The 26,996-nt window shown below is 47.9% G+C and carries 27 protein-coding genes and 1 tRNA gene; 20 read left to right on the top strand and 8 right to left on the bottom strand.

Annotated features, from left to right (window positions below):
* The first annotated feature begins 5 nt into the window (after positions 1-5).
* The gene (locus tag AYY16_RS06545; RefSeq protein WP_067363601.1) at positions 6-950 is read left to right on the top strand and encodes a sce7725 family protein; all 945 of its coding nucleotides are present in this window, start codon (positions 6-8) and stop codon (positions 948-950) included.
* Here the strand turns inward: AYY16_RS06545 and AYY16_RS06540 are convergent.
* The 3 genes from AYY16_RS06540 to proC form a co-directional block, all read right to left on the bottom strand.
* Positions 924-2,105 (bottom strand): tyrosine-type recombinase/integrase, encoded by a 1,182-nt coding sequence (locus AYY16_RS06540; protein WP_067363598.1) that lies wholly within the window; start codon positions 2,103-2,105, stop codon positions 924-926. The two genes, AYY16_RS06545 and AYY16_RS06540, sit on opposite strands and share 27 nt — an antisense overlap.
* Positions 2,106-2,269: 164 nt before the next feature.
* A tRNA-Arg gene (locus AYY16_RS06535) sits at positions 2,270-2,344 on the bottom strand.
* Positions 2,345-2,498: 154 nt separating this feature from the next.
* The gene (proC, locus tag AYY16_RS06530; protein ID WP_067363595.1) at positions 2,499-3,308 is read right to left on the bottom strand and encodes a pyrroline-5-carboxylate reductase; all 810 of its coding nucleotides are present in this window, start codon (positions 3,306-3,308) and stop codon (positions 2,499-2,501) included.
* 181 nt (positions 3,309-3,489) lie between these two features.
* On the opposite strand from proC, the gene mlaA reads away from it, so the two are divergent.
* Positions 3,490-4,248, top strand: coding sequence for a phospholipid-binding lipoprotein MlaA (gene mlaA / locus AYY16_RS06525; protein ID WP_067363592.1), 759 nt, complete (start codon positions 3,490-3,492; stop codon positions 4,246-4,248).
* Between the two features lie 90 nt (positions 4,249-4,338).
* Here mlaA and fadL read toward each other — a convergent pair whose 3' ends face one another.
* Positions 4,339-5,679 (bottom strand): long-chain fatty acid transporter FadL, encoded by a 1,341-nt coding sequence (fadL, locus tag AYY16_RS06520; protein WP_067363589.1) that lies wholly within the window; start codon positions 5,677-5,679, stop codon positions 4,339-4,341.
* 339 nt (positions 5,680-6,018) lie between these two features.
* Between fadL and AYY16_RS06515 the strand changes: the two genes are divergently transcribed.
* From AYY16_RS06515 to sixA, 4 genes are all read left to right on the top strand, one after another.
* Positions 6,019-6,315: a YfcZ/YiiS family protein gene (locus AYY16_RS06515; RefSeq protein WP_067363586.1), complete on the top strand. Its 297-nt coding sequence runs from the start codon at positions 6,019-6,021 to the stop codon at positions 6,313-6,315.
* Between the two features lie 222 nt (positions 6,316-6,537).
* Positions 6,538-7,830 carry an acetyl-CoA C-acyltransferase FadI gene (gene fadI, locus AYY16_RS06510; RefSeq protein WP_067363583.1) on the top strand — a complete coding sequence of 431 codons (1,293 nt, stop codon included), beginning with the start codon at positions 6,538-6,540 and terminating at the stop codon, positions 7,828-7,830.
* A 16-nt stretch (positions 7,831-7,846) separates the two neighbouring features.
* The gene (gene fadJ, locus AYY16_RS06505; protein ID WP_067363580.1) at positions 7,847-10,012 is read left to right on the top strand and encodes a fatty acid oxidation complex subunit alpha FadJ; all 2,166 of its coding nucleotides are present in this window, start codon (positions 7,847-7,849) and stop codon (positions 10,010-10,012) included.
* A 292-nt stretch (positions 10,013-10,304) separates the two neighbouring features.
* Positions 10,305-10,772, top strand: coding sequence for a phosphohistidine phosphatase SixA (gene sixA / locus AYY16_RS06500; protein WP_067363576.1), 468 nt, complete (start codon positions 10,305-10,307; stop codon positions 10,770-10,772).
* On the opposite strand, the gene smrB is transcribed toward sixA, so the two are convergent.
* Entirely contained in the window at positions 10,773-11,318 is a 546-nt protein-coding gene (gene smrB / locus AYY16_RS06495; protein ID WP_067363573.1) for an endonuclease SmrB, read from the bottom strand.
* 200 nt (positions 11,319-11,518) lie between these two features.
* Between smrB and prmB the strand changes: the two genes are divergently transcribed.
* From prmB to AYY16_RS06460, 7 genes are all read left to right on the top strand, one after another.
* Positions 11,519-12,448, top strand: a complete 930-nt coding sequence (gene prmB / locus AYY16_RS06490; RefSeq protein WP_067364821.1) for a 50S ribosomal protein L3 N(5)-glutamine methyltransferase — start codon at positions 11,519-11,521, stop codon at positions 12,446-12,448.
* A 79-nt stretch (positions 12,449-12,527) separates the two neighbouring features.
* Positions 12,528-13,616, top strand: coding sequence for a chorismate synthase (aroC, locus tag AYY16_RS06485; protein ID WP_067363570.1), 1,089 nt, complete (start codon positions 12,528-12,530; stop codon positions 13,614-13,616).
* A 55-nt stretch (positions 13,617-13,671) separates the two neighbouring features.
* On the top strand, positions 13,672-14,475 hold the full coding sequence (locus AYY16_RS06480) for a sulfite exporter TauE/SafE family protein (protein WP_067363567.1): 804 nt from the start codon (positions 13,672-13,674) through the stop codon (positions 14,473-14,475).
* A gap of 22 nt (positions 14,476-14,497) precedes the next feature.
* The gene (locus AYY16_RS06475; protein ID WP_067363564.1) at positions 14,498-15,049 is read left to right on the top strand and encodes an elongation factor P hydroxylase; all 552 of its coding nucleotides are present in this window, start codon (positions 14,498-14,500) and stop codon (positions 15,047-15,049) included.
* Between the two features lie 40 nt (positions 15,050-15,089).
* Positions 15,090-15,371, top strand: a complete 282-nt coding sequence (locus AYY16_RS06470) for a YfcL family protein (protein WP_067363561.1) — start codon at positions 15,090-15,092, stop codon at positions 15,369-15,371.
* Positions 15,368-15,895, top strand: a complete 528-nt coding sequence (locus AYY16_RS06465; RefSeq protein ID WP_067363558.1) for a GNAT family N-acetyltransferase — start codon at positions 15,368-15,370, stop codon at positions 15,893-15,895. The genes AYY16_RS06470 and AYY16_RS06465 overlap by 4 nt, the downstream gene beginning before the upstream one ends.
* A gap of 237 nt (positions 15,896-16,132) precedes the next feature.
* Entirely contained in the window at positions 16,133-16,396 is a 264-nt protein-coding gene (locus tag AYY16_RS06460) for a hypothetical protein (protein WP_067363555.1), read from the top strand.
* Between the two features lie 221 nt (positions 16,397-16,617).
* On the opposite strand, the gene glsA is transcribed toward AYY16_RS06460, so the two are convergent.
* Together glsA and mnmC are read right to left on the bottom strand one after the other, a co-directional pair.
* Positions 16,618-17,622 carry a glutaminase A gene (gene glsA, locus AYY16_RS06455; RefSeq protein WP_067363552.1) on the bottom strand — a complete coding sequence of 335 codons (1,005 nt, stop codon included), beginning with the start codon at positions 17,620-17,622 and terminating at the stop codon, positions 16,618-16,620.
* Between the two features lie 277 nt (positions 17,623-17,899).
* Positions 17,900-19,897 carry a bifunctional tRNA (5-methylaminomethyl-2-thiouridine)(34)-methyltransferase MnmC2/FAD-dependent 5-carboxymethylaminomethyl-2-thiouridine(34) oxidoreductase MnmC1 gene (gene mnmC, locus AYY16_RS06450; protein ID WP_067363549.1) on the bottom strand — a complete coding sequence of 666 codons (1,998 nt, stop codon included), beginning with the start codon at positions 19,895-19,897 and terminating at the stop codon, positions 17,900-17,902.
* 210 nt (positions 19,898-20,107) lie between these two features.
* On the opposite strand from mnmC, the gene fabB reads away from it, so the two are divergent.
* The 5 genes from fabB (at position 20,108) to AYY16_RS06425 (ending at position 23,341) form a co-directional block, all read left to right on the top strand.
* Entirely contained in the window at positions 20,108-21,322 is a 1,215-nt protein-coding gene (gene fabB / locus AYY16_RS06445) for a beta-ketoacyl-ACP synthase I (protein ID WP_067363546.1), read from the top strand.
* A 170-nt stretch (positions 21,323-21,492) separates the two neighbouring features.
* Positions 21,493-21,762, top strand: a complete 270-nt coding sequence (locus tag AYY16_RS06440; protein WP_067363542.1) for a YjbD family protein — start codon at positions 21,493-21,495, stop codon at positions 21,760-21,762.
* Between the two features lie 341 nt (positions 21,763-22,103).
* A complete protein-coding gene (locus tag AYY16_RS06435) occupies positions 22,104-22,583 on the top strand; it encodes a hypothetical protein (protein WP_067363539.1) in 480 nt (159 codons plus the stop codon).
* Positions 22,573-23,001: a colicin-like pore-forming protein gene (locus AYY16_RS06430; RefSeq protein WP_067363536.1), complete on the top strand. Its 429-nt coding sequence runs from the start codon at positions 22,573-22,575 to the stop codon at positions 22,999-23,001. The genes AYY16_RS06435 and AYY16_RS06430 overlap by 11 nt, the downstream gene beginning before the upstream one ends.
* Complete coding sequence (locus tag AYY16_RS06425; RefSeq protein WP_162271041.1) at positions 22,949-23,341, top strand: colicin-like pore-forming protein; 393 nt, start codon at positions 22,949-22,951, stop codon at positions 23,339-23,341. Before AYY16_RS06430 ends, AYY16_RS06425 begins: the two co-directional genes overlap by 53 nt.
* Before the next feature lie 509 nt (positions 23,342-23,850).
* Here the strand turns inward: AYY16_RS06425 and AYY16_RS06415 are convergent.
* The gene (locus AYY16_RS06415) at positions 23,851-24,774 is read right to left on the bottom strand and encodes a DMT family transporter (RefSeq protein WP_067364816.1); all 924 of its coding nucleotides are present in this window, start codon (positions 24,772-24,774) and stop codon (positions 23,851-23,853) included.
* Between the two features lie 101 nt (positions 24,775-24,875).
* On the opposite strand from AYY16_RS06415, the gene AYY16_RS06410 reads away from it, so the two are divergent.
* Entirely contained in the window at positions 24,876-25,649 is a 774-nt protein-coding gene (locus AYY16_RS06410; protein WP_067363533.1) for an AraC family transcriptional regulator, read from the top strand.
* Between the two features lie 159 nt (positions 25,650-25,808).
* A complete protein-coding gene (gene pdxB / locus AYY16_RS06405) occupies positions 25,809-26,939 on the top strand; it encodes a 4-phosphoerythronate dehydrogenase PdxB (RefSeq protein ID WP_067363530.1) in 1,131 nt (376 codons plus the stop codon).
* The last annotated feature ends 57 nt before the right edge of the window (positions 26,940-26,996 follow it).

Here is a 26,996-nt window from a genome sequence, read left to right as displayed (position 1 = left end):
GTTGTATGTATAGCCCGTATTTATTTGCAAGAAGCTCTGAATTATTAAGTTTGAGAGATCTGGCTTCGAATAATATAAATTTAACTGGATTGTTGCCAATCTTGGAGCCAGTTAATTTTAATACCTCTGATTTATTAAGGTGTTTGAATATTTGGAATAGTGACATAATTGTTATCATGAATCCATATCAAAAAGATTTTTCGAGTCATAATAATGTTAACTTATTAAACCAAAGTTTACAGCCGATACTCGCATCAAAAACTAATATAATAGTTGGTGTATTAATACAACCAGGTATAAACTATCAGGCTTTAATTCAATATATTACTAGTCATGGGAATAGAAGGGTTGCATTGCTGTATGATAACTCTACTCTGAGTGATGCTGAAATGATTCAATTGTCAGGTTTACCGATGGTTCATTATCACATCCCATTGAATAATAGCGTAAGAGTTAGCCAAGTGGCATTACTACCTCCCCATAAACTCATTGATGTCAGTGACAATTTCAGAAAGCTTGCAAGAAATGCTGATTATAGTGGACCTGAACCTTTTACAGATAAGCATTTGTATGTAGGGCAGCATTTTATTGGATTTGGTGATTACACTATTACAGGAAAGGTATTTGAGACAGGTGGCGGGCAACCTTCAGCGATAGCAGCTCATTTAATATATAAAGAATTGGCTACACAGCTTATTTGGGTCAGACATTTTGTTTCCAGTAATACTCAGAGAGGTGGTGCAGATATGTCGACTATGTTCCTTGATGTATCTGATCAAATAACAAACGTAACTCAAGCTAGTGTTAACCAATATAGTGTTAATATTGGGCTTAACCATTATTATGACTGTAGTGCTCGTCGTCATTTTCCGGGTTTACCTAAAAATAAGCAATTTCAGATGACACATCATATTTGTTTAATGTTAGATGTTATTAACGGAAGAATATAGCTTTTCTGAATACCATTTCATCATAATTATTCTGTTATTAAAATATAAAGCATGATTATAAATTCCACGGATGGAGTTTTTATCAACATGAGCAAGCTGTAATTCAATCCATGCACTATCAAAGCCTTTTTCATGCAGAATAGTGCTCATCATGTGTCTGAACCCGTGCCCGGTGAGTCGTCCTTTATAACCAATTTTCTCGATCACCTTGTTGATAGTCGCTTCACTGATAGGTTTTCTTGCGTCATTTCTGCCGGGGAAAAGTAACGGATAATTGCCAGTGATTATTTTCAGTTCATTCAGGATTGCTATAACCTGTGGTGATAAAGGCACCAGGTGAGGACGGCGTTTCTTCATGCGCTCTTTCGGAATCTCCCACAGAGCATTTTCAAAATCAAATTCATCCCATTGAGCAAAGCGTAGCTCTACAGTTCTGACACCAGTCAACATAAGTAACTGTGTCGCGTATTTTGTTACTTTACTACCCTGATAGTTAATCAGTGCTTTAACAAAATCGGGTATTTCATTTTCACGCAGGAAAGGAAAATGCTTCACTTCCGGTTTATTCATTGCACCAGATAAATCAGGTGCTGGGTTATATTTTGCTCTGCCGGTGATCACTGCATAACGGTATACTTCCCCGCACCGCCTGCGGATCTTGCTGGCCTGCTCTAATGCTCCGCGCTTTTCAATTTTCTGCAGAACGGCTAATAACTCTAACGGCGCTATTTGGTCGATAGGGCGGTTACCAATATACGGAAATACGTCATTTTCAAAACACCGCAAAATTTCCTCTGCATAACCCTCAGACCAGGCTGCACGCTTTGATATATGCCATTCCATAGCAACAGCCTGAAATGTGTTTTCGGTGGCGAATTTGAGCGTTATTTTGTCGGCTTTGCGGGCATCACTCGGATTGATATTTTCTGTCAGCTGTGTTTTAGCTTCATCCCGTTTTTTACGGGCACCTGCCAGTGTCACGGTATCGTACACACCCAAAGAGATCATTTTAGGTTTACCAGCGAACCGGTACCGGAAACGCCAGCCCTTTGAGCCGTTAGGTTCAATTAACAGGGATAGCCCGTTGCCATCATTCAGGGTATACGCTTTATCTTTGGGCTTTGCTTTGCGGATTTGGATGTCTGTAAGCAACATAATGTGTATAGTTTTTCCATTGAACCTAGATCTATACGCAATAGTATACGCATTAGTGTCTGGATTCCAGTAAACTGAGTGGGATGTCACTAGACGTGTATTTGAATTAATCTATTGTTTTTAATAAATTATTAGACTTGGCAGGATGGTTTGAGATGTATGGCTGGTGTCCCCTGCAGGAATCGAACCTGCAACTAGCCCTTAGGAGGGGCTTGTTATATCCATTTAACTAAGAGGACTCTGTTTGTATCATCATAAAAAAGCGCGTTTATCTTACTCAGTCAGCATGAAATAATCAAATTTTTAGCGTTTACTTGTTCATTTTCAGTACAATAAAAAATATTGAAACGACACCGGTGCGAAATTACGGGGTGTCGTTCCGTTATATACCGGCTATTTCCGGCTCATTTCCTGTGATTTTTCAATTGCGCTGCGCACTCCTGCAATCACTGACCGGCGAAGTCCGGTTTCTTCCAGTTTTGCGACCGCTTCAATCGTGGTGCCGCCCGGGGAGCAGACCATATCTTTCAGGTCGCCCGGGTGTTTGCCGGTTTCCAGTACCATTTTGGCGGCGCCCATCACTGTTTGCGCTGCAAATTCATAAGCTTGCTTGCGAGGCATTCCGCCTGCGACGGCTGCGTCAGCCATGGCTTCAATAAACATAAAAACGTAAGCGGGGGCGGAGCCACTGACGCCAATTACGGCATCAATTAATGATTCCGGTACTATTTCTGCACGTCCGAAGCTACGGCACAGCGACATGACAAGCTCGGTATCTGCTTGCGTCAAAAATTTGTTGGGTGTAACGGATGTCATACCCGCATTAACCAGTGCCGGGGTATTCGGCATCAGGCGAACGACTTTACAGGATGCCGGGAGTGCGGCTTCGAGTGTGCTGAGAGTGACACCGGCAGCGATGGAAATAATAATGCTCTCTGCTTTCAGTGAGGGGGCAATTTCCTGTAAAATTCCGGTAACAGAATAGGGTTTTACACCAATAAATATAATATCAGATTGTTCTGCGACAGTGGTGGTGTTCGCTGTTCCGTGAACACCGAACTCAGCAGCAACCAGGGCGGTACTGGCCGGGCTGTAATTATGGACGAAAACGGCGTCAGGTGTGAGGATCTGCCCTGAAATTAGTCCGTTCAATATCGCCTTTCCCATATTTCCGCAACCAATAAATCCGACTTTCTTATTCATCACAACCCCTTTATTACCGATGATAACTGACCGGAAAGGCAGGATACCACTCTCTGTCGGCAGGGTAACGCAATAATTTCGGCATCATTTACATACACAAATGTGCTAATACCGGATAATATTGAGTTTATAGATACGTGAAACTGTAAAAAATAACTCACGTTTTGGCATGGAGAAACTTATGAAGTATCAAGTAAGTGGCCTGACACTTGCTACGGTGCTGCTGATTGGCGGATGTGCAAGTTCGGATCAGTCACCGGGAACGCGCAGTGATCCGCTGGAAGGGTTTAACCGCACGATGTTTGATTTCAACTATAATGTGCTGGATCCTTACCTGCTCAGACCGGTTGCAGTTGCCTGGCGTGATTATGTACCGACTCCGGCACGGAACGGTACCATTAATTTCCTCGGAAACCTTGAAGAACCGGCAAGCATGGTTAACAGCTTTCTTCGTGGTGATGTTTATCAGGGATTTAAGCATTTTAACCGCTTTTTCCTGAATACGGTCTTTGGTCTGGGCGGTCTTATCGATGTCGCATCGATGGCGAACCCGAAACTGGCCAAAGCGGAGCCGGTTCGATTCGGTAATACGTTAGGAAACTATGGTGTCGGTTATGGTCCGTATGTGGTCATTCCGGGCTATGGTGGCTGGACACCGCGCGTAGACGGCGGGGATTGGCTGGATACCACGTATCCGATGCTGAGTTATCTGACTATCTGGATGGGTGTGGGTAAGTGGGCGATTGAAGGGATTGATAATCGTGCTCAGTTACTGGATTCAGAAGGCGTTTTACATAACTCCAGTGATCCGTATCTGATGATGCGTGAAGCCTATTTCCAGCGTAATGACTTCCTGGCATCCGGCGGGGAATTAAAAGCGCAGGTAAACCCGAATGCGGCTGCAATTGCCGGTGATTTGGATTCTATCGACGGCGAATAATTACTTTTACAATTAATCGCAATAAAATAATCGCAATAAAAAAGTTCTGGTTGTTGACCAGAACTTTTTTTATGCATAAAAACCGGAAAATCAGAACGTATAGTTGAGGTTAATACCGTATAACCAGGCTTTACCGGATGAGCTGAACTCATAATTAGGCATTTGCATGTTCGGATTACCCAGCTTGGTGCCGATAGTCTGAAGTTGGTCTTTAGTCAGCAGCGGCTCGGAAATATCGACTTTACGACCATGCATATAGGCAACACCAACATCCACAGACATATCTTTATTAAAGGCATAGGTTGAACCCAGGCTAAACCAGATACGATCCTGATCAGGAATTGAGATAGAGCGGTTATTAGCTGGTACAGGGCTGTCATCAAATGCCACACCGCCACGGAATGTCCAGTTATCATCATGATAATAGGTTGTTCCCAGCGCTACGCGGTATGCATTGCTGAAGCCTTCATGTTTTTCAAACAGAACGTCACCGCTGCCGTTGTCTGTTGCTTTCAGCTCTTTAAATGTATCCCAGCCCGTGTAGGCAAAGGTATAGTGAACCGCCCATTTTGGTGCGACTTTGTGATAGGCGGAAAATTCCCAGATATCCGGAAGATGAAGATCCAGGCTGCCTTTGGTTGAACGATCAAGCAGACCCGGGATATTTTGAGTAAAATCACCGTCTTTAAATTTTACGGTTACTTTTGAACGGTAAGTTAAGCTGAAACGGTTATCTTTATCCAGTTCATATAACATACCGGCATTCCAGCCATAGCCCCAGCCATCGCCTTTGAGTTTGGCAAGATTAGAGTTTGCCGGAATTTTCCCCAGCTCAGGTTTGCCGGTAAGATGCGCGGCAACAGATCCTAATTCACCGGTATGGCGTGAAATTTCCGCATCCGCATAAACGGCATTCAGTCCCAGACCGAAACTGAAATTGTCATTCAGACGATAAGCGCCGGCAAGGTTAAAATTGGCGGTCATCAGGTCAGTTTTACCGCCGATGGCACCTGCAGAGTAGTTATCATTAAACTCAGTTGCCAGGCCAAAGTTTGATGTGGCGGATGCTCCGACAGACCATTTATCATCAATCGGCATAACAAAATGCAGATTCGGCACCACTGCACTCGGAGCGATATCACTGGCATCAGTACTGTTGCCTGTGAGAGGGGATTTACCTTTAATATCCACGCCCGGGTTAATGTAAATCGCCCCTGCGGAAAATGAAGGGCGGTCAAATAATGTCATTGCTGCAGGATTACGACTGCCGACGCTGGCATCATCTGCCACGGCGCCTTCCCCTGAAAAAGCACGTCCGAGTGCAGAAGTTGAATACTCATTTAATTGAAAACCCGCTGCAAAGGCATTCGATGCTACTAAAGAAACTGCCACTGCCAGTGCTGAACGAGTGAACAGGTTTTTCTGGTTCATGACCAAAACCCTCTTGTTTATTTTGTTTATGTACTACTTTGATAGTCAGAAGTAGCGCTGGATTGTATGTTTGCTTGTGGATATGACAAATCAGACCAGTTGAGAGAGTATAGGATCAGTACATCTGAATGTTATTTTTTTTGTACTAAAATAAGCGAATTAAGATGTTAAAATGAGATTTGCTTAACATTAAATTAACAAGCGAGGGCGTTTTCAGGGCAAAAAATGGCTTTAGCCCGAGTAGATCAAACAATAGATTGAAATTTTATGATTTACTTTGATAAATGGTATGATTCAGCATTGAGATAGTAAGCTATTTTTAACTAACGGGAGATTGAAATGGCTGACGCAAAAAAACTGTGTAGCGCAGAAGAAACCGCCGCATGTTGCTGTGTGGACGTGGGTACTATTATTGATAACGAAAGTTGCACGTCCTCTTTCGAGCGTGTTTTTGCATCAAAAGCAGAAGCCGAAAAAATGCTGGAAATGCTGACTGCCAAAGCTAACGCAGCGGCCTCAGATCCTTGCAAAATGCACAGTGAGTTCAAAGATACAGCCGAAGGTGTTGAACTTAAAGCTGATTTCACATTCTGCTGCCAGGCGGAAACGCTGATTTTTGAACTGGGTTTACGTTAATTCATCTGAAGAATACGTAATCTGAATTCAGGCCTCCGTTGAATACGGGGGCTTTTTTTTATGTCTGAAATTTAATTGCAGCCTTTAAAAAAAATCATTTCTCTGCGTCGCCTCGCATTTTTTTATTAATTTGCATTGCGCAGATGCAACATGGTGTTAACAATAATAGCAGGTCAGACCACCGCATGTCGGGATAACCTTTCATAACGTAAGGATAAACGGATGAAACTTGCGCAGGCAGAACGAATTGCAATTATTGACGGATTACGAACGCCGTTTGTAAAACAATCAACGGTTTATCGTGATGTTCCGGCGATTGAACTGGGTCGCGCTGTTGTGCAGGAATTACTTTTCAGGCAATCATTTCCCCCGGAACTCGTTGATCTTGTCGTTTTCGGGCAGGTGATACAAATGCCCGCTGCACCCAATATTGCCAGGGAGATTGTCCCAGGAGCGGGACTTGCGGTAACAACAGATGCTTATTCGGTTACCCGTGCCTGCGCCACCAGTTTTCAGGCGATTGCCAGTGCGGCACAGGCTATTCAGTGTGGTCAGAATCATATTGCGGTGGCTGGCGGGGCGGATTCCTCGTCTGTTTTACCTATTGGTGTATCCCGTAAACTCGCCGGGACGTTACTGGATCTCAGCAAAGCCCGCTCACTTTCACAAAAGCTCAGGTTACTGGCATCGCTGCGCCCGCGCGATCTCCTGCCTGTTGCCCCGGCAGTGGCAGAGTACTCCACTGGCCTGCGCATGGGCGATACCGCAGAACAGATGGCGAAACGCTACCATATTACCCGCGAAGCCCAGGATGCCTTTGCTCACCGCTCACATCAGTTCGCCACACAGGCATGGGCTTCCGGTGTGCTGCGTGATGAGGTTATGACGGCACGGTTTGCGCCGTTCACACACGTCTGTGAAGAAGATAATACGCTGCGGAAAAATTCACTGGCAGGCAGCTATGCACAACTGAAACCGGCATTTGATAAACGCCACGGTACAGTTACAGCCGCGAACAGTACGCCTCTGACTGATGGTGCAGCTGCGGTACTGATGATGTCTGAGTCCCGCGCACGCGAACTGGGACTGGTTCCGCTGGGCTTTCTGCGCAGTTATGCGTTCACCGCTGAGAGTATGCGGGAAGATATGCTGCTGGGACCGTCTTACGCCGCACCTGCCGCATTGGCGCGGGCGGGACTGTCGTTATCTGATCTGACACTGATTGATATGCATGAAGCATTTTCCGCTCAGGTGCTGGCAAACCTGCAATGTTTTGCCAGCGATACTTTTGCCCGTGAAAAACTCAATCGCTCAAAAGCGGTCGGTGAAGTGGATCCGGATAAATTTAATGTACTCGGCGGCTCTATTGCATACGGGCATCCGTTTGCGGCAACCGGTGCGCGGATGGTCACTCAGACCCTGCGGGAACTGCAACGGCGCGGTGGTGGTTTTGCCATGACAACCGCGTGTGCCGCAGGTGGTCTTGGGGTAGCGATGATCTGGGAAACAGAATAGGACGGAGGAAATAATAATGACTGATTATAATAAAACACGTTCTGATGAAATATCCTCTGCTTTTTATCTGACCGTTCGTCCGGATAATGTCGCGGTGATCACCATGAATGTACCGGGTGAAAAGGTAAATACCCTGAAAGCAGAGTTTGCCGCTCAGTTTGAAGCCATTTTACGTGAAGCACGGCAAATCTCAGGGCTGCGCGGAATGGTCATTATCTCCGGAAAGCCAGGCAATTTTATTGCCGGAGCGGACATTAACATGATTGCCTCGTGTCAGGATGCGGCGCAGGCACAGGCGCTGTCTGCTGCAGGTCAGCAATTATTTAATCTGATAGAAAATTATCCTCTGCCGATTATTGCGGCTATTCACGGTAGCTGTCTCGGTGGCGGGCTGGAGCTGGCGATGGCCTGCCACAGCCGGATTGTGACGGACAGTGATAAAACCCGGCTTGGTTTGCCGGAGGTGCAGTTAGGGCTGTTGCCGGGCTCCGGCGGAACACAACGGCTGCCGGGGCTGACCGGGCTGATAACGGCACTGGACATGATGCTGACCGGGCGGCAGTTACGTGCAAAACAGGCATTTAAACTGCGGCTTGCGGATGACATCGTCCCTGAAGATATTTTACTGGAAACGGCGGCAGCAAGGGCACTGTCTGCTCATCCTGCACGACGGGCTCCGGAATCGTTGTGGCAGAAAACTCAGCGGATGAAGGGAGTCCGTCATATTATTCTGCGCATAACCCGTAAAAAAACGCAGCGCCTGACTCATGGACATTATCCGGCAGCGGAACAGATTATCAATGTTGTGCAGTGTGGTCTGGATAAAGGGCGGAGAGCAGGATTTCAGGCGGAATCAGCCGCATTCGGCAAACTGGCGGTAACGGCTGCGTCCGGCGCGCTGCGACATATTTTCTTTGCGGCATCAAAACTGAAAAAAGACGGAGCAGGTGATGTGAAACCGGCAGAGTTACATCATGTGGCTGTTTTGGGCGGCGGACTGATGGGCGCCGGAATCGCGGCAGTCACCCGTCAGCGTGCCGGGTTACCGGTCAGGATAAAAGATATTTCGCAGGATGGTGTCAGTAAAGCGCTGGCTTTTTTCTGGCAGCACCTGAGTAAACAGGTAAAGCAACGGCGGCTCTCTCCGCGTGAGCGGACACAATTGATGGGCGGCATGACCGGCACAACGGATTACCGGGGTTTTCACCGCATTGATTTTGTCACTGAGGCTGTTTTTGAATCTCTGGCGCTGAAACAGCAGATGGTTGCTGAAATTCAGTCCGTCACGCAGCCGGAAACTATTTTTGCCACGAACACATCATCATTACCTGTCTGCGATATTGCTGAAAACGCATTACGCCCGGAGAAAATTATCGGGCTGCACTATTTTAGTCCTGTGGAAAAAATGCCGCTGGCAGAAATTATTCCGCATGCGGGAACGGATGCTGTCACGCTGGCAACAACACTGCAACTGGCGCGCAGACAGGGGAAAACAACCATTGTTGTTGGTGATAAACCCGGGTTTTATGTTAACCGTATCCTTGCCCCCTATATCACAGAGGCGCTGCGTTGCCTTATTGAGGGGGAACCGGTGGAGAAAATTGATAATGCACTGACAGATTTCGGTTTTCCGTTGGGGCCGGTCGCGTTACTGGATGAAGTCGGTATTGATGTCGGGACAAAAATTATGCCAGTGCTGGAAGCGGAGTTCGGTGAACGTTTTGCCTTACCGGTGCAATTACAGGCAATTTTCCAGGATAACCGGCTGGGTAAGAAAAATGGCCGTGGATTTTATGATTATTCACCACTCCCGTTATGGCGCCGGTTCGGGCGAAAAGCACCCCGTAAAGCAGATAAACAGATTTACGATTTACTGGGATCGGCTGCACAAGGGCAGCTCACTGCACAGGCAATCGCAGAGCGCTGTGTGATGATGATGCTGAATGAAGCGGTCAGAGTGCTGGATGAACAGGTTATCCGCTCACCTGCGGACGGGGATATCGGTGCGGTATTCGGTATCGGGTTCCCGCCGTTTTTGGGGGGACCGTTTTATTATATGGACACATTATCACCACAGGTTGTGGCGGAAAGACTGACGGCGCTGGCAGCCCTTTATGGTGACCGCTTTACACCTTGTGAGGCATTGATGCGGCGGGCAGAAGAGAACCTGCGTTTTTTCTGATGAAAATATTACGTTATTTTCCGGTTTGTGTTATGTGGCGTAATGCGTGGAAAACAGACAGAAATACCGGATATTGATTTTATTTTACTGAGCAGGATCCGCGCAGAATTCGGGTTTATCTCTGTGCTGAATCATTTTAATTACAGCTGATTTAAGGCAGAATGCGTTTGTACCCGAAAACGGGGCAGCAGTAATAATGACGATAACGATAATGTTAAGCAGTTCATTCTTTGACGTGATGCGGTCCGTGAACTCAGAAACGATCGTATCCGTCCTGTTCAGACGGTGACGTATGCAAGTTTTGATTATGCGACATGGCGATGCGGCTTTAGCAGCAGCCAGTGATTCAGTCCGGCCCTTAACTGAAAAGGGAATTACAGAGTCCCGCAATATGGCGCAGTGGCTTGCCACGCAACATTTGCAAACCGATACTGTGCTGGTCAGCCCTTATCTGAGGGCAGAACAGACACTGACCGAAATCCGCCGTGATCTTAGTTTACCACCAACAGACGAGGTAATGCCGGGTCTGACGCCATCGGGTGATGCGCAGATGGTCGCGTCCTATATACAGGTATTGGCGGAGGAAGGGCACTGCGGCGTATTGGTTGTTTCTCATCTGCCGCTGGTGGGGTATCTGGTGGCTGCATTGTGCCCGCAGGAAACCGCACCGATGTTCGCGACATCCTCTGTTGCCTGTATTGAACTGACGGACGGTTGCGGTACATTGTGCTGGCACCGCGCTCCGGGTCAGTTAGCCTGATTATTCACGCCGGGCGGTTTCGTCAATTTCGATAAGCAGCAGTAATGCAGCGGTGCCGCCCCATTCTTTTGGTGCCTGGTAAAATGCAATGACATCCGGGTGTTGTGCCAGCCACAGCGGTGTCTGTTGTTTCAGAACATGTTTACCGTGCCCGTGCATGATACAGACACAATAGGTATTTTCGCGGCGGGCAGCCGCGACCAGCGCGCCTATTTCCTGCTTGGCCTGAAGCTGCGTTAAACCGTGTAAATCAAGAAACAGTTCCGGTACATAATCACCCCTGCGCAGTTTTTTCAGTTCATACGGACTGGCGTTTTCGCGCAGATAGCGGGTCGGGCCGTCCATATCCAGATTCGGGCGGTATTCATCCGAAAAATAAAAACTGGCATCAATCTGATCCTGCAACAGCCGCTCCGGAGCAATTTTGGTTACATTGGCCCGGGGTTTCGGATGCACCACATTATCCTGCCTGATTTTACGCGTACCGCTGATAGCTTCTTTAAACAGCAGCAGGTCGTCATCGGTTAAAGGTGGCTTCTTTTTCATAACATCTCATCAGAAATAATTTTCGATAGTGTAACCGATTTCTTTAGTGATGTTGACGTCATCCTTGCAGCTCATGTAATGACGGAGGATCAGGGAGAAAAATTCGTGTGTATTGCGCAAGATATGCTGATTTAGCGGCGACTTCGTGGCAAACTATGTCATCAGATATCTTATTTTGGTTTACCCCGCCGGAGGCACTTTTGGATAAAATTTACGTTGATGAAGCCGTTGCCGAGCTTCACACGCTACAGGACATGCTGCGCTGGGCGATGAGCCGCTTTAATGCTGCTAATATCTGGTATGGACACGGAACGGATAATGCCTGGGATGAAGCTCTCCAACTGGCGCTGCCGACACTATTTCTGCCCCTTGACCTGCCTGCGGAACTTTATCAGTCCCGGCTGACATCATCTGAGCGCCAACGCATTGTTGAACGGGTGCTGCGCCGTATTACGGAGCGTGTTCCGGTACCGTATCTGACCAACCGTTCGTGGTTTTGCGGGCATGAATTTTATGTGGATGAGCGGGTGCTTATTCCCCGTTCACCGATTGGTGAGCTGATTAACAATCATTTTTCCGGTCTGCTTGATGCCGAGCCGGACACAATTTTGGATCTCTGTACCGGCAGCGGTTGTATCGCTATTGCCTGTGCGTATGAATTCCCGGATGCAGAAGTGGATGCCGCAGACATTTCAGCCGATGTGCTGGATGTCACAGAAATGAACATTGAAAATCACGGGTTATCCCATCGCGTGGTGCCGATACGATCAGATCTGTTTAATAATCTGCCGGCAGTGAAATATGACCTTATTGTGACTAATCCGCCGTATGTGGATGCGGAAGATATGAGCGACCTGCCGGATGAATTCCGGGTAGAACCAGAGTTGGCGCTGGCTGCGGGCAGTGACGGGCTGAAACTGGTACGCCGGATACTTGCGAATGCCCCGGATTTTATGTCTGAAGACGCGGTGCTGATTTGTGAAGTAGGTAACAGTCAGGTACATCTGATTGATGAGTTTCCGCAGGTGCCGTTCATCTGGCTCTCTTTCGATAACGGCGGCGATGGCGTATTTATGTTAACTCGTGATCAATTAACAGAACATCATGATGCATTTAAGCTTTTCAAATAGACAATCCTCATGTAGGAATAGACACATAAAAATAGGTTAAAACCATTCACTTGCACACATTCAGAGACAGGAAAACAGGATGGCCGGAAACAGCATCGGAGAACTTTTTCGCGTAACGACCTTTGGTGAATCACATGGCCCTGCGCTGGGCTGCATTGTTGACGGCGTTCCGCCGGGGCTGGCACTGACTGAGGCAGATTTACAGACTGACCTCGATCGCCGCCGTCCGGGAACCTCGCGCTATACCACACAGCGCCGTGAGCCGGATCAGGTCAGAATTCTTTCGGGTGTATTTGAAGGAAAGACGACCGGCACCAGTATCGGGCTGCTGATTGAAAATACCGATCAGCGCTCGCAGGATTACGGAGAAATCAAAGATCTTTTCCGTCCCGGGCACGCCGATTACACGTATGAGCAAAAGTATGGCTTTCGCGACTATCGCGGCGGCGGACGCTCATCAGCCCGTGAAACGGCAATGCGTGTGGCGGCAGGGGCGATTGCCAAAAAATACCTGAATGAGAAATTCGGTGTGATTGTCCGTGGCTGCCTGACTCAGATGGGGCATATTAAATGTGATATCCGCGACTGGTCACTGGCAGAGCAAAACCCGTTTTTCTGTCCGGATGAACGTCAGTTAGATGCGCTGGATGAATTACTGCGCGGCCTGAAAAAAGAAGGGGATTCTGTCGGGGCGAAAGTGACCGTTGTGGCAGAGCATGTTCCCGCAGGTCTTGGTGAGCCGGTCTTTGATCGCCTGGATGCAGATTTGGCGCATGCGCTGATGAGTATCAATGCGGTGAAAGGTGTCGAAATCGGAGATGGTTTCGGTGTGGTTAACCTTAAAGGCAGTGAAAACCGGGATGAAATTTATCAGTCCGGATTTACCAGCAATCATGCAGGCGGTATTCTCGGCGGCATCAGCAGTGGCCAGCCAATCATCGCACATATTGCCCTGAAACCGACATCATCGATTACTGTTCCCGGTAATACGCTGAACCGGCAGGGTGAAGAGGTGACTATGATCACCAAAGGGCGTCATGACCCTTGTGTCGGGATACGTGCGGTGCCGATTGCGGAAGCGATGACAGCGATTGTGCTGCTTGATCACCTTTTGCGTCATCGCGGACAATGTGCGGATGTAACCCCGCCGTTACCGGCCTGGTCATGATATAACATGTTGTTATCCCGGATACTCACCCGGGATTTTTATTGGCAGGTATAAAATGGAATGGTTTCAGTTCGGGGTTGAAATCTATGTATTACTGTTTTTTGTTGCAGTGATAGCCGGGTTTATTGATGCGATTGCCGGGGGCGGCGGGTTACTGACCATACCGGCTTTGCTGGCTGTCGGTATTCCGCCGGTGCAGGCACTGGCGACCAACAAACTTCAGGCAGTTGGCGGCTCATTTTCTGCCAGTTTTTACTTTATCCGCCGCAAGGCGGTGGATCTCGTCGGGCAGCGGATACCGATAATCATGACACTGATTGGTGCGGTGATTGGCTCCGGGCTGGTTCAGTTTGTTAATCCGGAATATCTGCGCCAGTTATTGCCGCTGTTGGTTATTGCTATCGGTCTCTATTTCCTGCTGACGCCCGCAATTGGTGCTGAAGATCGCAAACAGCGCCTGATGCCGCTGGCCTTCGGCTGTACGGCAGGGGTCGGACTGGGTTTTTATGACGGTGTATTTGGTCCCGGAGCCGGGTCATTTTATGCGCTGGCATATGTCACACTGGCGGGATTTAACCTCGCAAAAGCCACGGCGCACGCCAAAGTCCTTAATTTTGCGTCAAATGTCGGTTCGCTCTCATTCTTTATTTTCAGTGGTCATGTTATCTGGCTGCTGGGCTTTATTATGCTGGGCGGGCAGCTTATTGGTGCGCGTCTCGGTGCGCGTATGGTATTGAGCCGCGGACAAAAACTGATCCGTCCGATGCTGGTAACTGTCTCTTTTCTGATGAGCATCAAACTGCTTTATGACAATCACGGCGATACTATCAGTACGTGGCTGTCTCAGCTTTTTCATTAATTTTTAGTGGTTCATATAATCAATGAGTAAACATCATTTTCAGCAATTAATTGACGTCTTTGACGGTGAGTTTTCAGCTGATTTCAATACCCGCCTGGTTAAAGGCGACGAGGAACCTATCTACCTGCCGGCTGACGATGACGTGCCGTATAACCGGATAGTGTTTGCACACGGTTTTTATGCCAGCGGAATTCATGAAATTTCCCACTGGTGCATTGCCGGTAAGGAACGCAGAACACAGGTGGATTTCGGATATTGGTACTGTCCGGACGGGCGCGATGCAAAAACACAATCAGAATTTGAGGTCGTGGAAATAAAACCGCAGGCGCTGGACTGGCTGTTTTGTCAGGCGGCGGATTATCCGTTTAACGTCAGCTGTGACAATCTTGACGGCAATTTCGAGCCTGATCGCGTCAAGTTCAAGCGAATTGTTCACGGGCAGGTGATGGAATATCTTTCACAGAATTCATTACCCCCACGAGCCGCACGGTTTATTAATGCCCTGCAATCGTTTTACAATACGCCACCGCTGACTGCGGACCAATTTCCATGGCCGGAAGATCCGTTTGCCTGACAAACTGATGTTGCGGACGACTGAACTCTAAGGAATAAACATGCTTGCGGATTATGAAACACGTATCCTCGCTCAGATTGATGACATGGTTGAACATGCCACTGATGATGAGTTGTTTGCAGGAGGTTATTTACAGGGGCATCTGACCCTGGCGGTAGCGGAACTGGAACAAAGCGGGGAGCACACTGTTGAGGCGCTGCACGATAAAGTAGAGATGAGCATCCGTCAGGCGATTAAAGCCGGTGAACTGACACCGCCGGATCAGGTGCTGGTACTTGAAACCTGGCAGCGTTTGCTGAAAAACGCACAGGCGCAAAAATGACAGAGATAACACAATACACTATCCGTCAGGCCCGTCCCGCTGATGTTGCGGCAATGTCTGCGGCGGAGTCCTCTGCGGGACAACTGTTCAGTAGTGTTGCGGGCTACGAATGGATGGCGCAGAGTGAAGGTCACTCTGAATCGGCATTCGGTAAATTTATCATGAATGGTAATGCCTGGGTGGTGACAGACCGGGAAAATAATCCGGCCGGGTTTATCCTTGTATCTAATCTCGGTGCCGGGTTGCATATCGATGAACTTTCTGTCGCCGGCGCACATCAGGGGCAGGGGTTAGGACGGCAACTGATTGAGCGGGTGAAGAATGTGGCGCTGGCACGTGGTTGTTCAGCGCTGACGCTGACCACGTTCCGTGAGGTGGCCTGGAACCGCCCGTATTATGAGCGTCTCGGTTTTGAGTTGTGTGATGTCTCCCAGTTACCTGCATTGAAAGCCATTTTACAAAAAGAGGTAGATTACGGGTTACAGCTCAGCGACCGCTGCGCGATGGTGTATCGTTTCTTCTGATCGCAGAAAATAAATAAACTATAGATGTCATCAATCTGAAGAGTGCTTTGCACTCTTTTTTTTTGGCTTATTTTTTTGTGATCCGGATACGTATATTTCTGAGATTGACGTCTTTTTTTGTTGCAAAAAAAGTCAACAACTTTGCGCGGTCTTGATAAAATATCATTAAATATTAACTTGTCATTAACATTTATTCTGTCAGAATGAGCCTGTCCCCACAAAAACAGGTATTAAATTATGTTTGAATTACAACCGAAAAATACAGCACAACAGGCTGTGACTATTTACACGAAGATAGCGGTTGCTGCCGTAGTTCTGCTGGCACTGTTATTTTCTTTCTGGTTTAAAATTGACGGAATGAGTGTAATTGAAAGAGCAGTCCCTTCAATCGGCATGATTTTATTCAGCGGCTTAATTATTTTCAATGCCAAACGGGAATTAGATTCGCTGTACCGTTCAGAGGAAAAACAGACTGAAAAAGTCATTGCTCTGAATGCCTGATAGTCCGGAACAGTCGCATTACGCGAATAATAAAATATAAAGAAGATACGATACCCAACGTCATTCAAGATGCAGGCAGGCGGCAAGGGAAGACAGACTGGGAGCATGCATAAGTATGTGACCCGGCTGGCTGACCGCGGCCAACGAACGTGCAGTTTGAATGAATAAGGGTATACATGGGTCATCGGCAGGAATGTGGATGACCCATTTTACGTTATAGATTACTGATATAAATCAGCACCGGTTTCCTGTGCAATAAAACCAATCGCGGCCTGTGCTCTGACACTGTTACCGGCTTTATCCAGTGGCGGGGAATACACTGCTACGGCATATTTTCCCGGAACGACAGCCAGAATGCCGCCGCCAACACCACTTTTCGCCGGGATCCCGACCTGATATAACCATTCACCTGAGCCGTCATATAACCCGGCTATTGCCATTTCTGCCAGCACTTTTCCGGTATTTTCAGCACTCAGAAGCTGTTTTCCGCTATACGGTGATTTTCCGTGATTGGCAAATACCGCGCCCATCTTAGCAAGATCAACGGTGGTGGCATCGACAGAGCACTGGCGGGTATAGAGATCAACCGCCACATCCGGGTCACCATACAACATGCCGTAAGAAAGCATCAACCGCGCCAGCGCCTGGTTGTGCTGATTAGTTTCTGATTCCGAGCGATAGACTTCATCATTTATCGCCAGGGTATTATCGGCATAGGCTTCCATGTTTTGCATAATCTGCTGCCAGCGGTCATCCGGGTTTTGCGCATTAATCAGACTGACCGCACTGATAGCACCTGCATTAACCAGCGGATTTTGCGGACGATCAGGTCGCAATTCAATCGCCAGTCCGGAATTAAACGGCAGCCCCGTGGCATTTGCGCCTAATTTAGTCAGTACCATCTGTGGTCCCTGCTGATTTAATACGAGGGCGAGTGTGAATATTTTAGACAGGGATTCGAGTGGAAAAAGTGCATCTTTATCACCCGCACTGTAGATTTTCCCGTCGACAGTGGCGATAACGATGGCGTAATTATCCGGGCTGTATTTTGCCAGCGCCGGAATATAATCAGCGACAGTACCGGTTTTTTCCGTTTTAAATTTCTGATATGCCTGCTCAACAATAGTGTCATAGCGGATATTCTCCGGGACAGGATTATTTTTTGCAAAGGCTGAACTGATACAGATCAGTGAGAATGTAAAGGCAACAACTATTTTATTCTTCATATTATTCTCCGGTTATTATTTCCGGATGAAGCGTAAGGGAATATTAAGTTTTCTGTAAATTGATCATTGAGCAAAAGGATGTGCGGATTGCCCGGGAAATGAGCTGTTTTTTGTGGTGCAGAACACAAAACAGGTATGATTTGTGGCGTTGATCAACCGGTTAGCTGCGTTAAAAACCAGTTTTTCAGCAGAAAAAATAATCAATACTGTGATGATAACCAGAAAAACAGATATTTACATTGCCTTCTCGGTTATCAACTCAGAATCTGTTTTTCTGTTACAGTGCACCTTTGAGCAATTTACGGATATGAAAGCGGTTCGGGTGCAATTCTGCCAGTGTTTCATCATCCAGCGGCAGGGCTTCATCAAAAATCTGTGCCGCGAGCAATTCAGCTGCCAGGGGTGCGGTACATAATCCCCGCGACCCCAGCGCCCCGATGATAAACAATTGCGGGACATCCGCAGCGCTGCTGACGGAGTCCGGCCTGTGCTTCATTCTTTCGAGTTTTGCATATTGCACCGTGAGTTGTGCAAAGTCCGGCACGTTACCGACAACAGGAAGATGATCGCGCACTGTGCAGCGGATGCCTGTATGTGCTTCTTTTCCGCTGACATCCACTTCATCAGACCAGTTCACATCCGGCAGGGAAGTGCGCAGACGCTCTTTATTGGCAATCTGTTCTTCTTCACTGTATGCGGTTGTTATGTCATTGCGCTGGTGACTGGCACCGAGACTGTGTTGCCCGTCTGCCGGGTTCACCGGGGTCAGATAACCTTCATAACACAGCACGGCTTTCAGTTTGGTAATTTCCGGAGTAGTCGGCACATGGCTCACCTGACCACGTACCGGGGTTACCGGCAGTGCGGCGGTCTGCGGATATTGTGTGATGTGGTGACCATTTGCCAGCACAACCACATCTGACTGTGCGGTGGTGTTATCTGCAAAACGGATCTGCCAGCCCTGTGCGGTCGGCTCCAGACGCTCTGCATTATGGTTCAGATACAGATGCAGACCTTTTTTTTGTGCAAGTGCGGCGGCACCACGGACTAATTCCTGCGGGCAGAGCCAGCCGCCGGCAGGATAATATAGGCCACCGGAATTCACATCCTGACCTGCCAGTTCACTGAGTTGTTGGCGTGACAGTGTCTTAAACAGCGTTTCAGGGCGGGGAACAGCCGCAATGGCATTAATTTTTTTTCTGTTTTTTTCGTTATACATCAGTTGGATAACACCGCACCAGTCATGGCTGTATTTTACGCCCTGAGCAGACAGTGAATCATAGGCGCGCCGTGCAAACGTAAAGGCGACGGTGAAGAAACGTTCAAGAGGATCGTCCAGACCGGTCAGCAGAGGATAAAGCGCGCCCTGCCGGTTGCCGGATGCATTGGTGGCTAATGAGTCATCAGCGCAATATAACGAAACCTCTGCACCTCTTTGCAGCAGCGCGAGGGCGCTGAGTACACCGGCTATTCCGCCGCCGATAACCGCAATGCGCCTGCGGGCAGCAGCGGGGTGGCGATCGTGCCAGGGAGTGAGAGAGGTGGCGGGTGCGCGGGTATTGATACCGGCAAGACATTCGCGTTTGTGTGCGAAGCCTGTCCTGCGCTCAACATCAAACCCCGCCTGTTGTAAACCACGGCGGACAAAGCCTGCGGCGGTAAAGGTGGCAAATGTACCGCCCTGACGGGTAAACCGGGCGATCAGCTCAAACAGTGTCTGCTGCCACATATCCGGATTTTTTGATGGTGCAAAGCCATCCAGAAACCAGGCATCGATTTTGTTATCCAGCGCATGGGTGAGAGACGGCAGCAGTGTGCTGATATCACCCAGCCATAAATCAAGCGTAATTTCACCGTTATCTAAAAAAATCCGGTGACAACCGGGAGCCGCGTGCGGCCATTGAGCGTACAGTTGTAAGGAGAAATCTGCGAATTCCGGCCAGCGGTCATGTGCGGTCTGTAAATCGTCAGGCGTCAGCGGGTATTTTTCAAAACTGATAAAATGCAACCGTTGCAGCGGGCTGTCCGGGTGTGTGTTACGGAAATTACGAAAGCTCCGGCAGAGGGTCAGAAAATTCAGTCCGGTACCGAACCCGGTTTCTGCCACGGTACAGGTTTGTGTGGTAATCCGGCTGAACCGTGCAGGAAAATCGTTGCCGCTGAGGAACACATAACGGGTTTCCGCCTGTTCACCCTCGTTTGAAAAATAGACGTCATCAAAATGTTGCGAAACAGGTGTACCCTGTTCGTTCAGGGTTAAATGAGCCGTTTCAATTACGTTTTTTTTTCACATTCCAGCCTGTGTTTTTTGTTCACTTTCCCTGATTTTACTCTGCTTTACGCGGGGTCGCTATGCCGGATGTGACACAGGGCAGGTTCAGTATGTAAAGATGCGAAAAAAACATCTGATCGGACTTGTTCAGCGTACAGGTGTAAGCTAAAGTATCGCTAAAATCCCGTAATACATAAATGACAGAGGTAATGAATGAAGCGTGCAGTAATCACTGGTCTGGGGATTATTTCAAGTATTGGTAATAACCAGGAAGAAGTACTGGCTTCTTTGAGAGAAGGTCGTTCCGGGATCACGTTCTCAGAAGAGTTTAAAGAAATGGGAATGCGCAGCCATGTCTGGGGTAACGTCAAACTGGATACTGCCGGTCTCATTGATCGTAAACCTGCCCGTTTCATGAGTGATGCGTCTGTTTACGCCTATCTTTCCATGGAGCAGGCTATTGCGGACGCCGGTCTGACCCCTGAGCAGGTAGGCAGTATCCGTACCGGGGTTGTTGCCGGTTCCGGCGGCGGTTCTCCGCGCAATCAGGTTGCCGGTTCTGACGGTATGCGCGCCAAAGGGCTGCGTGGTGTCGGACCTTATATGGTGCCGCGCGCCATGGCATCCGGTGTGTCTGCAAACCTTGCAACACCGTTTAAAGTTAAAGGTGTTAACTACTCTATCAGCTCCGCCTGTTCAACCTCCGCGCACTGTATTGGTCACGCGGTAGAGCTTATCCAGCTGGGTAAACAGGATGTGGTGTTTGCCGGCGGCGGTGAAGAACTGTGCTGGGAAATGAGCTGCGAATTTGACGCAATGGGCGCACTGTCAACCAAATACAACGAGACGCCGGAAAAAGCGTCCCGTACTTACGACCAGGATCGCGATGGTTTCGTTATCGCCGGTGGCGGTGGTATGGTCGTGGTGGAAGAGCTGGAACATGCTCTGGCACGCGGCGCACACATTTATGGTGAGGTTGTCGGTTACGGCGCAACATCGGATGGCGCGGACATGGTTGCACCATCAGGTGAAGGCGCTGCCCGTTGTATGCAGATGGCGATGCAGGGCTTGGATGCACCGATTGACTACATCAATACACACGGCACATCAACGCCGGTAGGTGATACCAAAGAGCTGGAAGCGATTCATGAAGTGTTCGGTGATCATACCCCGGCACTGTCAGCGACCAAAGCGATGACCGGTCACTCTCTGGGTGCCGCGGGTGTTCATGAAGCGATTTACAGCCTGCTGATGCTGGAGCATGGTTTTATCGCGCCGAGCATTAACGTGGAAAATCTTGATGAGAAAGCGGTGGGGATGGATATCATCACCAAACCGACTGAGCGCAAGCTGACTACCGTTATGTCGAACAGTTTTGGTTTCGGCGGAACGAACGCAACCTTAGTCATGCGTAAATATCAGGGCTAATCTATACCCTTATTTATTCAAACCGCAGGTTCGTTGGCTGCAACCTGAATGACGTTGGATATTTACCCCCGATAATTAAAAAATGCCCCGGTTTATTCACCGGGGCATTCTCTTTTGGGGTAAACTCTGTCAGGGTATAGATTGTTATCACGCTGCTACAGAGGTTCTGAATGAAAAAACTGACGCTCGGAGAAATGACTGACGCACAACAAATGCGGGTGAGAACCCGGTTGGGTCAGGAACAAAAAATGCTGGGGCGCCCGTTGACTAACGGGGAACTGAATAAAATTAAAGATCAGATTATCACTGAGATCTCAAAAGAAGTAGAAGCCGCAGCCGCAAAAGTCAGAGCACAGAAACGTAAAGAAAAAATCAAACCCGGCGGCGGGGATGAAACCTACAGCTGGTCGGCTAAAACCCATTCGCGCGGACTGCGCTGAACAGTAATATCCGTGCGGTTCTGAAATCTTTCTGACCGCCGGTTCCTGCTTTTATTACTATACCCAACGTCATTCAAGATGCAGCCAACGAACCTGCGGTTTGAATGAATAAGGGTATATAACCGCCTCTCCGGCGGCTTTTGTTGTCAATTTCCCCGTTTTATTATATTCCGCCAGCGCTGTGGCAATAACACCACTCAAATCAGTCTTTATGCTTTATCCAATGTGATACAAACCTGCTCAATTTTAGTTTTGATAACAAAATTCTCCGGGATTACAGTGCAAAACCCGGGCAAGAGCTGATTTTTGTCCGTTATTTATTTGGATAAAAGGAATAGGTTATGGCTTACCGATATGAAGACACCACACCGTTTGAAAGAGATGTAATGGCCTCCATGGGTTATCACTGGAAAGGCGAAGGTTGGCAGAAAGCAACAGATAATGGTGATACTATGGTTGTTACCGGATGGGTCGGCGATAGCCCGACAGAACCCGGCCAGTACACTCATACCTGGGATAGGGATCTTGCAGATATAAATACATCTCCGAACCCTGTGTGGGATGATGCAGATGACGGCTGGATGCATCCGGTGGATGAAGACATCAGAAAGGAACGCCGGGATGACTCAGCAAAAAAATTAGATTACTTAACAAAACTGGAAGCAGAAATAAGAAAGGATATTACTGAGATAATAAGCAATATAAATAAAACAAAGGAACAAAATGAAAATACAAACGATGTTTTAGAAAATGCGACATTAACATTAATTATAAAAAAAATTGCAGTTACAGAAAGAGCGAATAATCAACTTGCTGAATGAGGCAAGAAAAAGAACATCTGATACAGAACGGAAAAGATTAAGTGATGAATCCTGGTTTTATAACAGTGAATTAAACAGAAGAATGCAGGATAAAACACAAGGTGAAATAAAAAAAGAATGGGAAAAAGGAAAAGCGATAACAAGAGAAATTGATTCTCAGGCGCAGACGATAAAAACTGCTGAAAACGACGCAAAAAAAGCAGAAGATGAATTTAGTCAGGTTAAAACCGCTGTGAAGTTTACTGCTGATTTTTACAAAGAAATATTTAAAGTGCATGGTGAAAAAGCAGAGCAGCTGGCTAAGGCGCTGGCGGATCAGGCTAAAGGGAAGAAAATCCGCAATGCGGATGATGCATTAAAGGCTTATGAAAAACACAAAGCTAATATCAATAAAAAAAATCAACGCCCAAGACCGTAAGGCGATTGCAACAGCATTAGAATCAATCCAATTAGCTGATATCGGAAATAATTTTAAGCAATTTAGCCGGGGAATGGGCGTTTTGGGTCACACTATCAATGCTTTTGATTGGATAGGTGAATTAATAAAAGCCGTAAAAACAGATAATTGGCGCCCATTCTTTGTCAAGACTGAAGTAATAGCAGCCGGAAATGCGGCTACTATAGTGGTCGCATTTGTATTCAGCGTACTTTTAGGAAATCCCGTCGGACTTCTTGGCTATGGATTGATAATGGCTGGTGCCGGGGCATTGATTAATGATGAATTGGTAGAAAATGCGAATCAGTTTTGGGGGATTTAAGGCATAAAAAATTAAAGGCTGCTTATTTTGTTAGCAGCCTTTTTGTAACCAAGGCAATAATAACGACTGTTACTACTGGGATTGATAATAAAAATACAGAGCAACCATACATTGCCAGTAAGCCCATTTTTCCGGGAGTATCCATGAAAAAACCACTATTCCAAAATTCGCGGGTGGTAAATTTTAAAAAAAAAATATTCAACGGCCCATTTAGCTACAGGATACAAAAAAATACCCAAAATACTTATAAATAAAAAAGACTCTCTATATTTAAAGTTATCATTCCAACAAAAATAAAAAAACATACATGCATAAAACCATCCCCAACACATATTTTGAATATAATATTTTTTAGTCATTAAATATGATCCTGCGCTCCTGATTGGCGGGTATGTTAACACAGTATCAAATGATAATAGGAATCAATATCGTTACTGATTTGTTACTTTGTGACCGAAACGTAAAAAAAATAAAAAAAACAGGCGCGTCCCGGGCAGACGCGCTTGTGCTTACAGAGTGGTATTTACAGAGGCCGTTTTTTTAGTCTTGCGGCGCAAAACCTGTGTCAGTGGTGTGCGCAGGCGCTGGGCGAGGATCACGCCAATCAGTACCACGCCGCCGCCGATAATATGATAACTGTGCAGTTCTTCTTTCAGGAAGACGGCTGCGATAATTGCCGTCAATATCGGTGCCAGGTTCATAAATATGGATGCTGCATTTGCCCCTAACCGGGTCACACCGAGGATCCACAACAGCGGTGCAAAAATCGAGGCGGCAATCCCTGCATACAGCACCAGCCCGATATTATCAGACGTCAGTGACACATTACCGGCACTCAGGAAAACCGGGATAAGCAGGATCACACCAAACACAATCTGCATATACAGTGAATGAATACTGGAAAGCGGAATTGCCCAGCGCTTGGTCAGTACACCATAAAAGGCATACGCCAGCCCCGCGATAAACATCAGCATTTCACCCTGTCCCAGCCCCTGCGTCAGAAGAACCGCCGGGTTCCCTTTACTGATAAGCCAGGTCAGACCGCTCAGGGAAAGGATTGTCCCGAGTACAATACCGACTGTCGGTGCGATACGCAGTACCGGAATGCTTAAAATTACCGTCAGCAGCGGGATAAGTGATGTAATAATTCCCATAAAGGTGGCGCTGACCGTATACGCGGCGTAATAGGCAAGACTCTGATAGAGCCCCATTCCCAGAAATCCGAGGATAAATAATTTCCATGCGTGCTGTTTCACTACTGCACGCTGTCGCCAGACAGGGATTAGCAGGAAGGGCGTCATCAGCGCCAGTGCCAGCGCCCAGCGGTAAAAGGAGATGGCTCCCGGGGCAATTGCGCCTGCGGCGAGTTTATTCACCACCGCATTGACGGACCAGATTAATACAGCCCCCAGGGGGAAAAGCAGGTTTTTCATCAGTAAACTCATTTTATTTATCAGGCAGGTGCGTTAGTGTAATCTGTCTTAATTATTATATATAACGATATCCCGCCAATTTATAGAGAGAATCTGACAAGATGAGCCGTAAGTCGGATGTTGCCTCATTGGGGCTGAAAGATCCCGTAACATTAATCTTCCGTAATGAACTTTTTTTTGCGGATACTGAATTTGAAACCCACCGTCATCCTTTCGGGCAACTGCTGTATGTCACCGGAGGAGTGATGGAGGTGGTTGTTGAAGGGCCGCGCTATCTGGCACCGACCGGGTTCTGTATCTGGATCCCGCAGGGGACGGAGCATGCCAGTTATAATAAAAGTTGTGTTTCATTTAAAATTATCGATATCTCCCCGCAATGGGTGCCGGTACTGCCGGATACTGCGTGCGTGATAGAAATGACGCCGGTATTCAGTGCTGTAATGCAGGATTTTTTCAGACGGGCAATCCGCGAGCCGCAAACTGATGAAGACAAGCGCCTGGCGCAGGTACTGACAGATCAGCTGATGATCTCCCGCTGTCAGCCGACTTATCTGCCGGGTACGGATGATAAGCTGCTTGCGCCGGTTCTCAGTGCGCTGGAGCGTGATCCTGCGGATAATTCCTCTCTGGCACAATGGGCGGTGCGCAGCTTTACCTCTGAGCGCACCTTATCCCGGCGCTGTCAGCAGAAACTGGGCATGTCATTCAGTGAATGGCGCCAGCGTCTGCGTTTTCTGCGGGCGGTTGCACTGTTGCAGGAAGGGCGGAGCGTGCAGAATGTGGCGCTGGATGTCGGTTACAGTTCCTCTTCGGCTTTTATTGCCATGTTCTCTCAATTAGCCGGGGTCACACCGGAACGTTTTCGCCACCAGTGAGTGTTGCAGGATTAATTGCTCTCTTTAGCAACAATCAGTGCGCGGGGCGTAGGTTTTATCACGCAGAAGTGGCAAAATAGCGGCCATCCGTTTTAATTTCGGTTGTGCCGCCGTGCTGAACACGTTTTGCCGGCCGCCGACAGTATAAAGGTGAAGCCCGTGAAAATCGTTACAGATGAAAATATGCCTTACGCCGACGCCCTTTTTTCCCGTCTGGGAGAGGTGATTGCAGTACCCGGACGTCCGTTACCGGATGGTGCTCTGGATGACGCCGATGCGCTGATGGTTCGCTCAATCACAAAGGTCAATGCAGAATTGCTGCAAAACTCGCCGGTAAAATTTGTCGGCACGGCGACTGCCGGTTTTGACCATGTGGATAAAGCCTGGCTGGAGCAAAACAATATTGGATTTTCTTCAGCTCCCGGCTGTAATGCGATTGCGGTAGTTGAGTATGTTTTTTCTGCACTGATGCTGCTGGCGGAGCGTGATGGTTTTCAGCTGACGGATAAAACCGTCGGGATTGTCGGCGCCGGAAATGTCGGCGGTCGCCTGGCAAAACGTCTGGAAGTGCTCGGGATTAAAACATTGTTATGTGACCCACCGCGTGCGGATAACGGCGATGCCGGTGAGTTTTATGATATCGACACTCTGGTGGCACAGGCGGATATTCTCACATTCCATACCCCGCTGAATAAATCAGGTGATTACACTACATTGCACCTGATGAACGAAGCCCGCCTGAAGGCGATGAAAGATAACGGTATTCTGATCAATGCCAGCCGTGGTCCGGTAGTGGATAACAGCGCATTGCTGGCAGTGCTTGCAGGCGGTAAACCGCTGAGTGTCATCCTGGATGTCTGGGAGCCGGAACCGGCACTGTCTGCTGAACTGCTCTCCCTGGTTGATATCGGCACGCCGCACATTGCCGGTTATACCCTTGAGGGCAAAGCGCGCGGTACGACTCAGGTGTTTGAAGCCTGGTCTGCGTTTATCGGGCAGCCGCAAAAAGTATCACTGACAGAGCTGTTACCTGCGCCGGAATTCGGCTCCATAACGCTCTCAGGTAAAGTAACGCAAAGTATTCTCAAACGTTTAATGCATCTGGTTTATGATGTACGCCGTGATGATGCACCATTGCGCGCAGTTGCCACCATTGAGGGTGAGTTTGATAAACTGCGTAAATTCTATCCGGATCGTCGCGAATGGTCATCACTGACGATTATCTGTGATGATGCACAGAGCGCCGCACTGTTATCCGGCCTTGGTTTTACCGCGCAATACTGCGGATAATTTACTGATTATTAAGAATATATATCATTAATTTTTGACTGTACGGCGGCTTCGCCG

It is taken from the genome of Morganella psychrotolerans, from assembly GCF_001676155.1.
In the GTDB taxonomy this organism is placed as follows: domain Bacteria; phylum Pseudomonadota; class Gammaproteobacteria; order Enterobacterales; family Enterobacteriaceae; genus Morganella; species Morganella psychrotolerans.
This window is presented reverse-complemented; position numbering and strand designations above follow the sequence as displayed.

Bases quoted from the DNA above. Each gene is read 5' to 3' on its own strand.
- fabB (WP_067363546.1), top strand. From the start codon at position 20,108: ATGAAGCGTGCAGTAATCACTGGTCTGGGGATTATTTCAAGTATTGGT.
- AYY16_RS06470 (WP_067363561.1), top strand. From the start codon at position 15,090: ATGCTTGCGGATTATGAAACACGTATCCTCGCTCAGATTGATGACATG.
- AYY16_RS06435 (WP_067363539.1), top strand. From the start codon at position 22,104: ATGGCTTACCGATATGAAGACACCACACCGTTTGAAAGAGATGTAATG.
- glsA (WP_067363552.1), bottom strand. From the start codon at position 17,622: ATGAAGAATAAAATAGTTGTTGCCTTTACATTCTCACTGATCTGTATC.
- AYY16_RS06415 (WP_067364816.1), bottom strand. From the start codon at position 24,774: ATGAAAAACCTGCTTTTCCCCCTGGGGGCTGTATTAATCTGGTCCGTC.
- AYY16_RS06465 (WP_067363558.1), top strand. From the start codon at position 15,368: ATGACAGAGATAACACAATACACTATCCGTCAGGCCCGTCCCGCTGAT.
- fadL (WP_067363589.1), bottom strand. From the start codon at position 5,679: ATGAACCAGAAAAACCTGTTCACTCGTTCAGCACTGGCAGTGGCAGTT.
- AYY16_RS06515 (WP_067363586.1), top strand. From the start codon at position 6,019: ATGGCTGACGCAAAAAAACTGTGTAGCGCAGAAGAAACCGCCGCATGT.
- fadJ (WP_067363580.1), top strand. From the start codon at position 7,847: ATGACTGATTATAATAAAACACGTTCTGATGAAATATCCTCTGCTTTT.
- AYY16_RS06460 (WP_067363555.1), top strand. From the start codon at position 16,133: ATGTTTGAATTACAACCGAAAAATACAGCACAACAGGCTGTGACTATT.
- AYY16_RS06410 (WP_067363533.1), top strand. From the start codon at position 24,876: ATGAGCCGTAAGTCGGATGTTGCCTCATTGGGGCTGAAAGATCCCGTA.
- proC (WP_067363595.1), bottom strand. From the start codon at position 3,308: ATGAATAAGAAAGTCGGATTTATTGGTTGCGGAAATATGGGAAAGGCG.
- AYY16_RS06545 (WP_067363601.1), top strand. From the start codon at position 6: ATGTATAGCCCGTATTTATTTGCAAGAAGCTCTGAATTATTAAGTTTG.
- AYY16_RS06540 (WP_067363598.1), bottom strand. From the start codon at position 2,105: ATGTTGCTTACAGACATCCAAATCCGCAAAGCAAAGCCCAAAGATAAA.
- AYY16_RS06425 (WP_162271041.1), top strand. From the start codon at position 22,949: ATGAAAAACACAAAGCTAATATCAATAAAAAAAATCAACGCCCAAGAC.
- aroC (WP_067363570.1), top strand. From the start codon at position 12,528: ATGGCCGGAAACAGCATCGGAGAACTTTTTCGCGTAACGACCTTTGGT.
- fadI (WP_067363583.1), top strand. From the start codon at position 6,538: ATGAAACTTGCGCAGGCAGAACGAATTGCAATTATTGACGGATTACGA.
- sixA (WP_067363576.1), top strand. From the start codon at position 10,305: ATGCAAGTTTTGATTATGCGACATGGCGATGCGGCTTTAGCAGCAGCC.
- smrB (WP_067363573.1), bottom strand. From the start codon at position 11,318: ATGAAAAAGAAGCCACCTTTAACCGATGACGACCTGCTGCTGTTTAAA.
- AYY16_RS06440 (WP_067363542.1), top strand. From the start codon at position 21,493: ATGAAAAAACTGACGCTCGGAGAAATGACTGACGCACAACAAATGCGG.
- mlaA (WP_067363592.1), top strand. From the start codon at position 3,490: ATGAAGTATCAAGTAAGTGGCCTGACACTTGCTACGGTGCTGCTGATT.
- AYY16_RS06475 (WP_067363564.1), top strand. From the start codon at position 14,498: ATGAGTAAACATCATTTTCAGCAATTAATTGACGTCTTTGACGGTGAG.
- AYY16_RS06480 (WP_067363567.1), top strand. From the start codon at position 13,672: ATGGAATGGTTTCAGTTCGGGGTTGAAATCTATGTATTACTGTTTTTT.